General features: G+C 60.8%; 11 protein-coding genes and 4 tRNA genes. 14 read left to right on the top strand and 1 reads right to left on the bottom strand.

What is annotated here, in order from left to right; translation table 11 throughout:
* Positions 1-190 precede the first annotated feature (190 nt).
* The 13 genes from accD (at position 191) to IB254_RS06850 (ending at position 12,109) form a co-directional block, all read left to right on the top strand.
* Positions 191-1,111 carry an acetyl-CoA carboxylase, carboxyltransferase subunit beta gene (gene accD, locus IB254_RS06910; RefSeq protein WP_008028281.1) on the top strand — a complete coding sequence of 307 codons (921 nt, stop codon included), beginning with the start codon at positions 191-193 and terminating at the stop codon, positions 1,109-1,111.
* A complete protein-coding gene (gene folC / locus IB254_RS06905) occupies positions 1,108-2,415 on the top strand; it encodes a bifunctional tetrahydrofolate synthase/dihydrofolate synthase (RefSeq protein ID WP_192416854.1) in 1,308 nt (435 codons plus the stop codon). Before accD ends, folC begins: the two co-directional genes overlap by 4 nt.
* Entirely contained in the window at positions 2,399-3,064 is a 666-nt protein-coding gene (locus IB254_RS06900) for an SPOR domain-containing protein (protein WP_008037624.1), read from the top strand. Before folC ends, IB254_RS06900 begins: the two co-directional genes overlap by 17 nt.
* Before the next feature lie 99 nt (positions 3,065-3,163).
* Positions 3,164-3,724 carry a CvpA family protein gene (locus IB254_RS06895; RefSeq protein WP_192416853.1) on the top strand — a complete coding sequence of 187 codons (561 nt, stop codon included), beginning with the start codon at positions 3,164-3,166 and terminating at the stop codon, positions 3,722-3,724.
* A gap of 41 nt (positions 3,725-3,765) precedes the next feature.
* The gene (purF, locus tag IB254_RS06890) at positions 3,766-5,271 is read left to right on the top strand and encodes an amidophosphoribosyltransferase (protein ID WP_007935163.1); all 1,506 of its coding nucleotides are present in this window, start codon (positions 3,766-3,768) and stop codon (positions 5,269-5,271) included.
* A 61-nt stretch (positions 5,272-5,332) separates the two neighbouring features.
* On the top strand, positions 5,333-6,544 hold the full coding sequence (locus tag IB254_RS06885) for an O-succinylhomoserine sulfhydrylase (protein ID WP_192416852.1): 1,212 nt from the start codon (positions 5,333-5,335) through the stop codon (positions 6,542-6,544).
* Positions 6,541-7,317, top strand: a complete 777-nt coding sequence (locus IB254_RS06880; protein ID WP_192416851.1) for an SDR family oxidoreductase — start codon at positions 6,541-6,543, stop codon at positions 7,315-7,317. The genes IB254_RS06885 and IB254_RS06880 overlap by 4 nt, the downstream gene beginning before the upstream one ends.
* A 234-nt stretch (positions 7,318-7,551) precedes the next feature.
* A tRNA-Val gene (locus IB254_RS06875) sits at positions 7,552-7,627 on the top strand.
* A 54-nt stretch (positions 7,628-7,681) separates the two neighbouring features.
* A tRNA-Asp gene (locus tag IB254_RS06870) sits at positions 7,682-7,758 on the top strand.
* A gap of 102 nt (positions 7,759-7,860) precedes the next feature.
* Positions 7,861-7,937 (top strand) — tRNA-Asp (locus tag IB254_RS06865).
* A 248-nt stretch (positions 7,938-8,185) separates the two neighbouring features.
* A complete protein-coding gene (locus IB254_RS06860; RefSeq protein WP_008037616.1) occupies positions 8,186-8,695 on the top strand; it encodes a sigma-70 family RNA polymerase sigma factor in 510 nt (169 codons plus the stop codon).
* Entirely contained in the window at positions 8,692-9,639 is a 948-nt protein-coding gene (locus IB254_RS06855; RefSeq protein WP_192416850.1) for a FecR domain-containing protein, read from the top strand. Before IB254_RS06860 ends, IB254_RS06855 begins: the two co-directional genes overlap by 4 nt.
* Before the next feature lie 67 nt (positions 9,640-9,706).
* Positions 9,707-12,109, top strand: a complete 2,403-nt coding sequence (locus IB254_RS06850; RefSeq protein ID WP_192416849.1) for a TonB-dependent receptor — start codon at positions 9,707-9,709, stop codon at positions 12,107-12,109.
* Between the two features lie 53 nt (positions 12,110-12,162).
* On the opposite strand, the gene IB254_RS06845 is transcribed toward IB254_RS06850, so the two are convergent.
* The gene (locus IB254_RS06845) at positions 12,163-13,446 is read right to left on the bottom strand and encodes an NAD(P)/FAD-dependent oxidoreductase (protein ID WP_192416848.1); all 1,284 of its coding nucleotides are present in this window, start codon (positions 13,444-13,446) and stop codon (positions 12,163-12,165) included.
* A 183-nt stretch (positions 13,447-13,629) separates the two neighbouring features.
* Here IB254_RS06845 and IB254_RS06840 point away from each other — a divergent pair.
* Positions 13,630-13,706, top strand: a tRNA-Val gene (locus IB254_RS06840).
* Positions 13,707-13,897: the final 191 nt, after the last annotated feature.

The raw sequence follows: 13,897 nt of genomic DNA, 5'->3' as shown, positions 1-13,897 counted from the left end.
TGCCGCCGTCCCAAAATGCACTGCGCTGCACAAAGCAGGCACGGCTGAGGATTGATGGGTTGTACGCAGGTCACGCTTCACTGACCCGGCCACCCACCGATCATCGCCACACACACATGAATTTAGCTGAAGGGCATACGCGGGGCTGCGAACCAGAGCGTTCGGGCCGCCGGTACTGGAGAAAGAAAGCATGAGCAACTGGTTAGTAGACAAACTGATCCCTTCGATCATGCGTTCCGAGGTCAAGAAGAGCTCGGTGCCTGAAGGTCTGTGGCACAAATGCCCGTCTTGTGAGGCTGTGCTGTATCGTCCGGAGCTGGAAAAGACCCTGGATGTTTGCCCGAAGTGCAACCACCACATGCGTATCGGCGCCCGCGCCCGTATCGACATCTTCCTCGACGCCGAAGGCCGCAGCGAGCTGGGTGCGGACCTGGAGCCAGTCGACCGTCTGAAATTCCGCGACGGCAAGAAGTACAAGGACCGCCTGACCGCTGCGCAAAAACAGACCGGCGAGAAAGACGCGCTGATCTCCATGAGTGGCACCCTGCTGGGCATGCCGGTGGTGGTTTCGGCCTTCGAGTTCTCCTTCATGGGCGGTTCCATGGGGGCGATCGTCGGTGAGCGCTTCGTACGCGCCGCCAACTACGCCCTGGAAAACAAATGCCCGATGATCTGCTTCGCCGCTTCCGGTGGTGCGCGGATGCAGGAAGCCCTGATTTCCCTGATGCAAATGGCCAAGACCTCTGCGGTACTGGCGCGTCTGCGTGAAGAAGGCATTCCGTTCATTTCCGTGCTGACCGATCCGGTCTACGGCGGCGTCTCCGCCAGCCTGGCGATGCTTGGCGACGTGATCGTCGGCGAGCCGAAAGCCCTGATCGGCTTCGCCGGTCCACGCGTGATCGAGCAAACCGTTCGCGAAAAACTGCCGGAAGGCTTCCAGCGCAGCGAATTCCTGCTGGAGCACGGTGCGATCGACATGATCATTCACCGTCAGGAACTGCGTCCGCGCCTGGGTAACCTGCTGGCGCAACTGACCGGCAAGCCGACGCCGAAATTCGTCGCCGCGCCAATCGAGCCGATCGTCGTTCCGCCGGTGCCTGCAAACATATGACCCAACGCACCCTTGGCGAGTGGCTCGCCTACCTTGAGCAGTTGCACCCTTCGGCCATCGACATGGGCCTTGAGCGCTCGCAACAGGTAGCGTCCCGCATGGGGCTGGGCAAGCCGGCGCCTCGGGTGATCACGGTCACCGGCACCAACGGCAAGGGTTCCACCTGCGCATTCGTGGCTTCATTGCTGCGGGCGCAGGGTCTGAATGTTGGTGTCTACAATTCTCCGCACCTGCTGCGTTACAACGAGCGGGTGCAGGTCAACGGCGTCGAAGCGACGGATGCCGAGCTGTGCGAAGCCTTTGCTGCGGTAGAGGCGGGGCGTGGCGAAACCTCCCTGACTTACTTCGAAATGGGCACCCTGGCGGCGTTCTGGCTGTTTCAACGGTCAGCGCTGGATGCCGTGGTGCTGGAAGTCGGTCTGGGTGGGCGGCTGGACACGGTCAACGTGGTGGATGCCGACATGGCGCTGGTGACCAGCATCGGCGTGGATCACGCGGATTATCTGGGCGACACCCGTGAGTCAGTGGCCTATGAAAAGGCCGGCATCTTCCGCCGGGGCGCGCCTGCGCTCTGTGGCGACCTGAATCCTCCTCAACCTCTGCTGGACAAGGCGCGCGAGCTGGCTTGCCCGTTTTTCCTGCGGGGACGCGATTTTGACCTTGGTGTCACCGATCACAACTGGCAATGGCGCGGTCTTGACGCTCAAGGGCGTGTAGTCGAGTTGCATGATCTGCCGTTGCTCGATCTGCCGATGGAAAACGCCGCGCTGGCGTTGCAGGCGTACCTGTTGCTTGGTTTGCCTTGGGTCGATGCGCAGATTATTGATGCGCTGAAAGCCACGCGGGTGGTCGGTCGCCTCGATCGCCGCCAGTTCGACTGGCAGGGCAAGCGTCTGAACCTGTTGCTGGATGTGGGGCATAACCCTCACGCCGCCGAATACCTGGCCCGTCGTTTGGCGAGCCGACCGCCGGCCGGCAAGCGTCTGGCGGTGTTTGGATTGCTGGCGGACAAGGATCTGGATGGTGTTGTCGGCGAATTGAATGCTAGTGTCCAGCACTGGGCTGTTGCGCCGCTGGATTCGCCGCGGGCGCGACCGGTTGCCGATTTGCACGGGGTGTTGCACAACCTCGGTGCTTCAGTCGCGTCCTATGACAGCGTGGCCGCCGCCCTGGAAGGGCAGTGCGCGCTGGCGACGAGCGACGACGAAATTCTGTTGTTCGGATCATTTTATTGTGTTGCCGAGGCCCTTGAATGGCTGGCCCGGCGCTCCACGGAGGAAGCGGCAAATGGCATTGCTGGATAAGGCTTACAAACAGCGCATGGTCGGCGCCCTGGTGCTGGTGGCGCTGGCGGTGATTTTCCTGCCGATGCTGTTTTCCCGTCAGGATGAGCAGCGTCAGGTGACGGTCGAAGCACCAGCCGCCCCGCAAGCGCCTTCGGTGCCGCAGGTGCAGGTCGAGCCGGTGGCGGTACCTGAGCCGCAAGTCTTGCCGCAGGAGCCTGTGCCGAGTGATGACGACATCGCGCAGCAGGAAGAACCCGTAATGCCGATCGCGCCGACTGCGCCCGTCGCACCTGCGCCTGCCGCAAAACCGGTAACGCCGCCTCCGGCACCGGCTCCGGTCAACAAGCCAACGACTGCGCCGAGCCAGCCGATTACCGCCGCACCGGGTAAACCGGACACCACTCAAAGCCGCGTCGACGCCAATGGCCTGTCGGTCAGCTGGTCGGTGCAACTGGCCAGCCTGTCGAGCCGTGCCAGCGCAGAAAACCTGCAAAAAACCCTGCGCAGCCAAGGCTACAACGCCTACATTCGCACGGCTGACGGCAAGAATCGGGTGTTCGTCGGGCCGCTGATCGAGCGTGCGGAAGCCGATCGTCTGCGCGACTTATTGAACCGCCAACAGAACCTCAAGGGTTTTGTGGTGCGCTTCCAGCCTGAGCGCGGTTGAAAACTATCGACCCGATTTGAAATGCACTGACAATCGCAGCTTACCGATAAGCATGGGCTCTGCTAAAATGCGCCGCCTTATCCGTCTGTAGGCTGCACTGTGCCATTTACCTGGGTTGACTGGGCGATCGTTGCAATCGTCGCCATCTCCGCATTGATCAGTCTGAGCCGCGGCTTCGTCAAAGAAGCATTATCGCTGGTGACCTGGATCATCGCAGGAGTCGTCGCCTGGATGTTCGGTGGTGCATTGTCCGAATACCTCACCGGGTACATCGAAACGCCATCGGCACGCGTGATCGCGGGCTGCGCAATAATGTTTGTCGCCACGCTGATCGTAGGCGCAATGATCAATTATCTTATCGGCGAATTGGTTCGCGTTACCGGGTTGTCCGGGACCGATCGATTCCTCGGCATGGCCTTCGGCGCCGCGCGTGGCGTGTTGCTGGTGGTCGTGGCGGTCGGGCTGTTGAGCCTGGGGCCGGTACAGCAGGACGGGTGGTGGCAACAGTCGCAACTCGTGCCAAAATTTCTATTGGTCGCAGACTGGTCCAAAAACCTGATTCTCGGGTGGAGCAGTCAGTGGCTTGCCAGCGGTATCAGCGTACCCGCTGAAATACCGTTCAAGGAGCACCTCTTGCCGACGGCCAAAACGCCTCAGTGAGTTGTGTTCAGTTCAGATCCATTAAGTAGGGGTTGCGTCGCATGTGTGGCATCGTCGGTATCGTCGGTAAGTCGAACGTCAATCAGGCGCTGTATGACGCGCTAACCGTCCTCCAGCACCGCGGCCAGGACGCTGCCGGTATCGTGACCAGCCATGACGGCCGGTTATTCCTGCGCAAGGACAATGGCCTGGTGCGTGACGTGTTCCATCAGCGTCACATGCAGCGTCTGGTCGGTCACATGGGCATTGGCCATGTGCGTTACCCGACCGCGGGCAGCTCGACCTCGGCCGAAGCTCAACCGTTCTACGTCAACTCGCCTTACGGCATCACCCTGGCGCACAACGGTAACCTGACCAACGTTGAACAGCTGGCCAAGGAGATTTACGAATCTGACCTGCGCCACGTCAACACCAATTCCGATTCGGAAGTGCTGCTCAACGTGTTCGCGCACGAACTGGCCCAGCGTGGCAAGTTGCAGCCTACCGAAGAAGACGTGTTTGCTGCCGTCACTGACGTGCACAACCGTTGCGTCGGTGGTTACGCCGTCGTGGCGATGGTGACCGGTTACGGCATCGTCGGTTTCCGCGACCCGCACGGCATCCGCCCGATCGTTTTCGGTCAGCGTCACACCGACGAAGGCGTCGAGTACATGATCGCCTCCGAAAGCGTGTCCCTGGACGTGCTCGGTTTCACCCTGATCCGCGACCTGGCGCCGGGCGAAGCGGTCTACATCACTGAAGACGGCAAGCTGCACACCCGTCAGTGCGCGACCAACCCGTCCCTGACCCCGTGCATCTTCGAACACGTCTACCTGGCGCGTCCGGACTCGATCATCGACGGTGTCTCGGTTTATAAGGCCCGTCTGCGCATGGGTGAGAAGCTCGCCGAGAAAATCCTGCGCGAGCGTCCGGATCACGACATCGACGTGGTCATCCCGATTCCGGACACCAGCCGTACCGCTGCGCTGGAGTTGGCGAACCACCTGGGCGTCAAGTTCCGCGAAGGCTTCGTGAAGAACCGTTATATCGGCCGGACCTTCATCATGCCGGGCCAGGCCGCACGGAAAAAATCCGTACGCCAGAAGCTCAACGCCATCGAGCTGGAATTCCGCGGCAAGAACGTGATGCTGGTGGATGACTCGATCGTTCGCGGCACTACTTGCAAGCAAATCATCCAGATGGCCCGTGAAGCCGGCGCCAAAAACGTCTACTTCTGCTCCGCGGCACCGGCCGTTCGTTACCCGAACGTCTACGGCATCGACATGCCGAGCGCTCATGAGCTGATCGCCCATAACCGTTCGACCCAGGACGTCGCGGATCTGATCGGCGCAGACTGGCTGATCTATCAGGACTTGCCTGACTTGATCGAAGCGGTCGGTGGCGGCAAGATCAAGATCGACAAGTTCGATTGCGCGGTGTTCGACGGCCAGTACGTGACCGGCGACGTCGACGAGGCTTACCTGAACAAGATCGAGCAGGCACGCAACGATGCCTCCAAGGTCAAGACGCAGGCAGTCAGCGCGATCATTGATCTGTACAACAACTGAGTAACTACCGGCCCTGAGGGGCCGGTTTTGTATCTACTAGAACAGGGCAAGGAGTGACAGCATGAGTCAGGATTGGGATGCCGGTCGGCTGGACAGCGACCTCGAAGGCGTAGCGTTCGATACCCTGGCCGTACGCGCCGGTCAGCACCGCACGCCGGAAGGCGAACACGGTGATCCGATGTTCTTCACTTCCAGCTATGTATTCCGTACCGCCGCCGACGCGGCCGCACGTTTTGCCGGGGAAGTGCCGGGCAACGTTTACTCGCGTTACACCAACCCGACCGTGCGTGCCTTCGAAGAGCGCATTGCCGCGCTGGAAAGCGCCGAGCAAGCCGTGGCCACCGCCACTGGCATGGCCGCCATCATGGCGGTGGTGATGAGCCTGTGCAGCGCCGGCGACCATGTGCTGGTCTCGCGCAGCGTGTTCGGTTCGACCATCAGCCTGTTCGAGAAGTACTTCAAGCGCTTCGGCATCGAAGTCGATTATGTGCCTCTGGCGGATCTGTCCGGCTGGGACGAAGCGATCAAGGCCAACACCAAATTGCTGTTTGTCGAGTCGCCGTCCAATCCGCTGGCCGAGCTGGTGGACATCGCCGAACTGGCGAAAATCGCTCACGCCAAAGGCGCGATGCTGGTGGTCGACAACTGCTTCTGCACGCCTGCGCTGCAGCAGCCGCTGAAGATGGGTGCGGACATCGTCGTGCACTCGGCGACCAAGTTCATCGATGGCCAGGGCCGTTGCATGGGCGGCGTAGTGGCCGGTCGCAGCGAGCAGATGAAAGAAGTGGTCGGTTTCCTGCGCACCGCCGGGCCAACCTTGAGCCCGTTCAACGCGTGGATCTTCCTCAAAGGTCTGGAAACCCTGAACCTGCGCATGAAGGCGCACTGCGCCAATGCCCAGCAACTGGCCGAGTGGCTGGAGCAGCAGGACGGTATCGAGAAAGTCCATTACGCCGGCCTGAAAAGCCATCCGCAACACGCGTTGGCACAGCGTCAGCAGAAAGGTTTCGGCGCCGTGGTGAGTTTCGAGGTCAAGGGCGGCAAAGAGGGCGCGTGGCGCTTTATCGATGCGACTCGATTGATTTCGATCACCGCCAACCTTGGGGACAGCAAGACCACCATCACCCACCCGAGCACCACCTCCCACGGCCGTCTGGCGCCGCAAGAGCGTGAAGCCGCGGGCATTCGTGACAGCCTGATCCGCATTGCGGTCGGTCTGGAAGACGTGGCCGACCTGCAGGCTGATCTGGCGCGCGGGTTGGCTGCCTTGTGATCGAGTTGTCCACGCCGACTACCGGTTCCAATGGTCGCGTCGCACTGGTGACCGGTGCTGCGCGGGGCATTGGTCTGGGGATCGCGGCCTGGCTGATCAGCGAAGGCTGGCAGGTGGTGCTGACGGACCTGGATCGGGTGCGCGGTTCGAAAGTGGCGAAGGTGCTGGGCGACAACGCCTGGTTCATCGCCATGGACGTCTCGAACGAAGGGCAGGTGGCGTTGGGCATCGCCGAAGTGCTGGGACAGTTCGGGCGTCTGGATGCGCTGGTGTGCAACGCGGCAGTGGCCGACCCGCACAACATCACCCTGGAAAGCCTCGATCTGTCTTACTGGAATCGGGTACTGGCGGTAAACCTCAGCGGGCCGATGCTGTTGGCCAAGCACTGTGCGCCGTACCTGCGTGCTCACAGCGGTGCGATCGTCAACCTGGCCTCGACCCGCGCCGGGCAGTCGGAACCCGACACGGAGGCCTATGCGGCGAGCAAGGGCGGTCTGCTGGCCTTGACTCACGCCTTGGCAATCAGCCTCGGTCCGGAAATTCGCGTCAACGCCGTCAGCCCTGGCTGGATCGATGCGCGAGACCCTGGGGTGCGGCGTGCCGAACCCCTCACAGAAGCCGACCATGCGCAGCATCCAGCGGGCAGGGTAGGGACGGTCGAGGACGTGGCGGCGATGGTTGCCTGGTTGCTGTCGAAGAATGCGGGTTTCGTCACGGGCCAGGAGTTTGTGGTCGATGGCGGCATGACCAAGAAGATGATTTACAGCGAATAGCAGTGCGGGGGCGGGCTTCTACATTGATGCCGGATGTCCCTGCCTCTTCGCGAGCAGGCTCGCTCCCACATTAAAAACGCGGTCCACTGTGGGAGCGAGCCTGCTCGCGAAGCGGTCTGACGGCCGCGCACATCCCCGGGGATGACACGATTTTGTCTTTTTCAGAAAAACTTCAATCCTGCTATTGACTTAGCTTCGTTAGGTGCGTAAATTTCGCGGCCTCAGAGAAGCAAAGGGTGATTAGCTCAGCTGGGAGAGCGTCTGCCTTACAAGCAGAATGTCGGCGGTTCGATCCCGTCATCACCCACCACTTCTTGAGACTCTTGCGAAAGCAGGAGGGAAGCTGAAAAGCCTCCACCGACGCGCAGCGGTAGTTCAGTCGGTTAGAATACCGGCCTGTCACGCCGGGGGTCGCGGGTTCGAGTCCCGTCCGCTGCGCCATATTTTCCGAGTCAGGTTTATCCCTGATTTGAGATTGAAAGAGAGATTGAAAAGTCTCTGAGCTTCAATCAGACGAGTTAGGACGCAAGTCCAAAGCGATACGCAGCGGTAGTTCAGTCGGTTAGAATACCGGCCTGTCACGCCGGGGGTCGCGGGTTCGAGTCCCGTCCGCTGCGCCATATCTGCCTCAAGGCCCACTGAACGCCTTGGAGCTACGAAGAAGCCTCTGGTGATCTTCGAGTCGATAGCAAAGACCCTGGTCGAAAGACCGGGGTTTTTTGTGTCTGAAATTTGGCTTTTATGCCGCTTCACGCTTACCCATATGACCTTTCTGCGCGTCCGTTGCATAAAGGGCTTCCTTCGTAGCTCCGACATTAATTAGAATCACTCTCATTTACGATAACTCCTTGGCACAGGGCTTCTTGAGATGAGTGATGCAGCGATGCCGAAGGAGCAAACCCTCCACGACCTGTACCGCGATCACCGGGGCTGGCTGGAAGGCTGGTTGAGAAGGCGCATGGGCAACGGCTGTGATGCGGCGGATTTGAGCCAGGATACGTTCCTGCGCGTGCTCGCCAGCTCTCAGCGCATCGCTGACTTGCAAGAGCCCCGAGCCTATCTGCTGACCGTCGGCAAACGCCTGCTGAGCAACTTCTATCAGCGTCGCAGCCTTGAGCAAGCCTATCTGGCTGCGTTGGCGTCGATGCCTGAAGACTGTGCGCCATCACCCGAACAGCGCTGGTTGCTGCTGGAAACCCTGCAAGCACTGGATGAGCTGCTCGACGGACTGCCAAGGGCGGTGCGCCGGGCGTTTCTCTGGAGTCAGCTTGAAGGCTTGAACTACCAGCAAATCGCCGAGCGCCTGCGGGTGTCGGAGCGCACGATCAAACGTTACATGGCGCAAGCCTATGAGCATTGCCTGTTGGTGGAACTGTGAACAGTCAGTCTTCATCCGATCCCCGTCAGGCCGTCCGGGCTGCCGCGCAATGGCTTGCGTTGCTCGAGTCTGGTGGCGCCAATGAGCAGGACCGCGCGAACTTGCAGCGTTGGCGCGACACCTGCGCCAGCCACGAGCAGGCCTGGCAGAAGGCCCAGGCCTTGCGTCAGCGTTTCGCCGATCTGCCGTCGGCGCTGGCGCTGAGCAGTCTGGACCGTCCTGATCCGGGCCGACGCGCAGTGCTGAAGCGCGCATTGGGCGCCGTGGCGTTGGTGCCGACGGCCTGGCTGATCAGTCGACAATTGCCTCTGGACGTCTGGCGTGCCGACCTGCACACCGCCACTGGCGAGCGCAAAAAGGTGCAGCTCGCCGATGGCAGTTCCTTGCAGCTCAATACCGCCAGTGCCGTCGATGTGGATGTGCAGAACCGCCGCGTGAAGCTGATAGAAGGCGAGCTGTCGCTGAAGGTGCCGGGCACGGCACCGCTGACGATCCAGACGAAGTTCGGTAACGTTATCCTCAGCCAAAGCGAAGTCTGCGTGCGCCAGGAGGCGCGCGGCTGTCGGGTGTCGGTGTTCAACGGTTCCGCGCAGTTGCAGCCCCTGCATGGGCCGGCACAGGCATTGCGCGAGGGGCAGCAGGTCAGCCTTGAAGCGGCGGGTGTCGGGGCGATCACGCCATTCGATGCACTTGCGCCAGGTTGGCGTGAAGGCGTGCTGATGGCGAAGAACCAGCCGCTGGGGGATTTCCTGCGCGAACTCGGCACTTATCGACCGGGCGTTCTACGCTGGGAGCCTGAACTGGAATCCCTGCGTGTCACCGGCAGTTTCCGTCTCGACGACACGGATCGCGTCCTCGCGCTGCTAGCGGCCAGCCTGCCGCTGGAGGTGCATTCCCGAACCCGTTACTGGGTCACGTTGCTGCCGCGCAAAAATAGTGTGTAAAGCCTGTCCCCTTTTTTCGACTCGCTTGTCATTCAAGGCATGTGAACGAATCAAGAGAGCAAATTCAATGCCTGCACCTTGTTATCCGCGTCTGCGTCCGTTGTTGCACCTGAGTCTGCTGCTTGGCCTGAGTGCCAGTCCATTGTTCATCAGCGCAAGCTGGGCCGAAGACAGTGCCCGGCGCAATTATCAGGTGCCTGCGGGCAGCCTGAGCGATGCGCTGACCCGTTTCGCCGGACTGTCCGGGGTCAATCTCTCGGTTGACCCGGCGCTGGTCAGCGGTCGCAACAGCGCTGGGCTGTCTGGCGATTACGCGGTCGAGGAGGGCTTTGCACGACTGTTGCAGGGTTCCGGTCTGCAGTTGCAAGCGGTGGGCGAGCAGGCGTACATCCTGACCCCGGCGCCAGAAGGCAGCAGCCTGCAACTGGCCCCGACCTCGATTCTTGGTGCCACCGGCGGGGCGGACGGCGAGGTGTATGCCGGCGGTCAGGTTGCGCGTCGCGGTTCGCAAGGTTTGCTGGGCTCGAAAGACTTCATGGAAACGCCGTTCAGCATGACCACCTACACCAGCGAGGCGGTCAAGAACTTGCAGGCGCGTACCCTGGGCGAGCTGATCGCCAGTGATCCTTCCGTTCGCGCCACCAACCCGGCCGGTGGGCGCTATGAGCAGTTCACCATTCGCGGGTTCAGCCTGTTCAATAGTGATGTCGCCTACAACGGCCTCTACGGCGTTTTGCCGACCTATATGATCGACATGGAGATGGCCGACCGCGTCGACATTCTCAAGGGCCCGAGCCAGCTCATCAACGGCATCTCGCCGCGAGGTGCCGTGGGTGGCGGGATCAACGTGGTGCCCAAACGCGCGACCGACAAGCCGATCACTTCGTTTACCGGCAACTACGCGTCCGACAGCCAGACTGGCGGTGCCGTGGACATCGGCAGGCGCTTCGGTGAGGACAACAAGTTCGGCATTCGTTTCAACGGCGTAAAACAGTCCGGCGACACCGAATGGGATCACCAGAATGTCGACCGCGAGATGGCCGTACTGGGGCTGGATTTTCGCGGTGAGCGTCTGCGACTCTCGACCGACCTGGGGCGCACCGAGCGCGATACCGACGCCCCGCAGGAGCGCGTGCAAGTCGGCGCCACCGCTCAGGTTCCGCACGCCAGCGATGTCCGTCACAACTATGCGCAACCCTGGAGCAAGGCGAGTACCAACGACACGTTCGGCACGGTGAACGGTGAGTTCGATGTCAGCGATAACGTCATGTTGTACGGCGGTGTGGGCGCGCGCGAAAGCAATCATGACTTCCTTCGTCATGCTGTTGCGGTCACCAACAATCGGGGCGACTTTAGCGTTCAACCCCGTGACTTCACCCGTGACGAAAGTGTCCGGACGGCTACCGCCGGGGTGCGCAACTGGTTCCATACCGGTCCGGTGAGCCATGAGGTCAACCTGGCGGCCAGCTATTTCTACATGGACTTCGAAAATGGCGGTGCCCGTTATGCCACGGCCAACAGCAACCTCTATAACCCGGTGGTAACGCCGACACCTGTCAGGCCCACTCGACTCGATTCGAAGGTCTACACCGAGAACCGCTTCAGCGGTCTGGCGCTGTCCGACACGCTGGGGTTCTTCGATGACCGTGTGTTGCTGACCCTCGGCGCCCGCTGGCAGCGGGTGAAGGTTGACGACTGGACGGACGATGTCAAAGGCGACACGGCCTACGATGAAGAAAAGGTTTCGCCGTCGGGCGGCATCCTGTTCAAGGCAACCGACAAGCTGTCGCTGTACGCCAACTACATGGAAGGCTTGAGCCAGGGCAAGATCGCGCCATCGACTTCGGTGAACGAGGACGAAATCTTCCCGCCGTTCATCAGCCGGCAGGTCGAGGTCGGCGCCAAGTATGACGCAGGTGCGTTCGCCGTGACCGCTGCGGTGTTCCGGATCAAGCAGCCGGCCTATGAAACCAACGCCACGACCCGCGTCTTCGGCCCGAACGGCAAGCGCCAAAACGAAGGTGTGGAACTGAGTGTGTTCGGTGAGCCGCTCAAGGGTTTCCGTCTGCTCGGCGGTGTCATGTACATCGACAGCGAGTTGACCAACACCGCCAACGGCACCTTCGACGGTAACCACGCGCCGGCGACGCCGAAATACAACGTCAACCTCGGCGCCGAGTGGGATGTACCGACCTTGCAGGGGCTGACCCTGACCAGTCGCGGCATCTATTCCAGCTCGCAGTATCTGGACCAGTCCAACGTCAAGGAAATCGATTCGTGGGAGCGTTTTGATGTAGGCGCCCGCTACGCGTTCAAGGTCGAGGAAAAGAACATCACCTTGCGCGCCAACATCGAGAACGTGGCGGGCAAGCGCTACTGGAGTTCGGCCGGTGCTTCGGATGACAGCGAGCCGGGATTGACGCTGTCGACGCCGCGCACGTACCTGCTTTCGGCGACTGTCGATTTCTGAATCGAACCTGTGGGAGCGAGCACGCTCGCTCCCACAAAGTAGTGCGGTGTTGCTCAGTAGCCGAACTTGTCTCGCAATCCGTAGTACCAGGCGCCCAACGCCGCAAACGGCGTGCGCAGCAATTGCCCGCCGGGGAAAGGGTAGTGCGGTAGGTCGGCAAACGCGTCAAAACGCTCAGCCTGGCCGCGCAACGCTTCGGCCAGCACCTTGCCTGCCAGGTGCGTGTACGTCACGCCGTGGCCACTGCAACCCTGGGAGTAGTAGATGTTGTCGCCCAAGCGTCCAACCTGCGGAAGACGCGACAGGGTCAGCAGGAAATTGCCGGTCCAGGCGTAATCGATCTTCACGTCCTTGAGCTGCGGGAAAGCCTTGAGCATCTTCGGTCGGATGATCGCTTCAATGTTCGCCGGGTCCCGCGCGCCGTACACCACGCCACCGCCGAAAACCAGGCGCTTGTCGCCGGTCAGACGGTAATAGTCGAGCAGGTAGTTGCAGTCTTCGACACAGTAATCCTGCGGCAACAGGCTCTTGGCCAACGCTTCGCCCAATGGCTCGGTGGTAATCACCTGCGTTCCGCACGGCATCGACTTGGCTGCCAATTCCGGCACCAAATTGCCGAGGTATGCGTTGCCCGCCACGATGATGAACCTGGCCCTGACCCTGCCCTGAGGCGTGTGCACTACCGGGGTTGCGCCGCGCTCGATGCGCACTGCCGGCGATTGCTCATAAATCGTACCCCCCAACGACTCGACCGCCGCGGCTTCGCCGAGTGCCAGGTTCAGCGGATGAATGTGCCCGCCGCTCATGTCGAGCATGCCGCCAACGTATTGCTCGCAGTTCACCACTTCACGAATGCGGCGTTGATCCAGCAGCTCAAGCTGCGTGTGACCAAAACGCTCCCACAGACGCTTTTGCGATTCCAGGTGGCCCATCTGCTTGCCGGTGAGCGCAGCGAACACACCGCCGTCCTTCAGGTCGCACTGAATATTATATTTGGCGACCCGCTCACGAATGATCCGCCCACCCTCGAACGCCATCTGCCCCAACAACTGCGCCTGCTTGGGGCCAACGCTGCGCTCGATCACATCGATGTCGCGGCTATAACTGTTAACGATCTGGCCACCGTTACGACCCGATGCACCGAAACCCACCTTGGCGGCTTCCAGCACCGTGACCTTGAAACCGTTCTCCAGCAGAAACAGGGCCGAGGACAGGCCGGTGTAACCGGCACCGATCACACAGACATCAGTCTCTACATCACCCTGCAAGGCCGGGCGCGGCGGAACCGCATTGGCCGATGCGGCGTAGTAGGACTCTGGGTAGGGTGTGTTCGCCATCCTGCTGCCTCTGTTTAATATATTTTACGAGTGCATCGATCCTACCCGAGTTAAAAATCGACCGCCAGCCACCGCAAAATCTTCCTTGCAGCCGCGAAATTAAATATTTTGCATATTCATAGGGTTAGCTCGAAAAAAGGTGTTGACACCCCTCCGGAATTCCGTAGAATGCCGCCTCACAGCAGGCACGTAGCTCAGTTGGTTAGAGCACCACCTTGACATGGTGGGGGTCGTTGGTTCGAGTCCAATCGCGCCTACCAAACAAAATCCGCTCTGCTGGGCGGTCTAGAAGGGCTCACCGAAAGGTGGGCCCTTTTTTGTTGTCTGTGTCCCGTCCTGAATAAGGTTTACACCTTCTGATCTGTTTTTCAGGAGGACGTAATGGAATCAGTAAAAAGGCGTAGTCAGCGAGACTACACGCTGACCTTTAAATTGTCGGTCGTCGATCAAG

The organism is Pseudomonas sp. PDM03, from assembly GCF_014852385.1.
Lineage (GTDB): Bacteria > Pseudomonadota > Gammaproteobacteria > Pseudomonadales > Pseudomonadaceae > Aquipseudomonas > Aquipseudomonas migulae.
The sequence above is the reverse complement of the archived record's forward strand: the minus strand, read 5'-3'. Positions and strand labels throughout refer to the sequence as shown.

Coding starts and splice junctions, on each gene's coding strand:
- IB254_RS06885 (WP_192416852.1), top strand. CDS start 5,333: ATGAGTCAGGATTGGGATGCCGGTCGGCTGGACAGCGACCTCGAAGGC.
- IB254_RS06845 (WP_192416848.1), bottom strand. CDS start 13,446: ATGGCGAACACACCCTACCCAGAGTCCTACTACGCCGCATCGGCCAAT.
- IB254_RS06860 (WP_008037616.1), top strand. CDS start 8,186: ATGAGTGATGCAGCGATGCCGAAGGAGCAAACCCTCCACGACCTGTAC.
- IB254_RS06900 (WP_008037624.1), top strand. CDS start 2,399: ATGGCATTGCTGGATAAGGCTTACAAACAGCGCATGGTCGGCGCCCTG.
- accD (WP_008028281.1), top strand. CDS start 191: ATGAGCAACTGGTTAGTAGACAAACTGATCCCTTCGATCATGCGTTCC.
- purF (WP_007935163.1), top strand. CDS start 3,766: ATGTGTGGCATCGTCGGTATCGTCGGTAAGTCGAACGTCAATCAGGCG.
- folC (WP_192416854.1), top strand. CDS start 1,108: ATGACCCAACGCACCCTTGGCGAGTGGCTCGCCTACCTTGAGCAGTTG.
- IB254_RS06850 (WP_192416849.1), top strand. CDS start 9,707: ATGCCTGCACCTTGTTATCCGCGTCTGCGTCCGTTGTTGCACCTGAGT.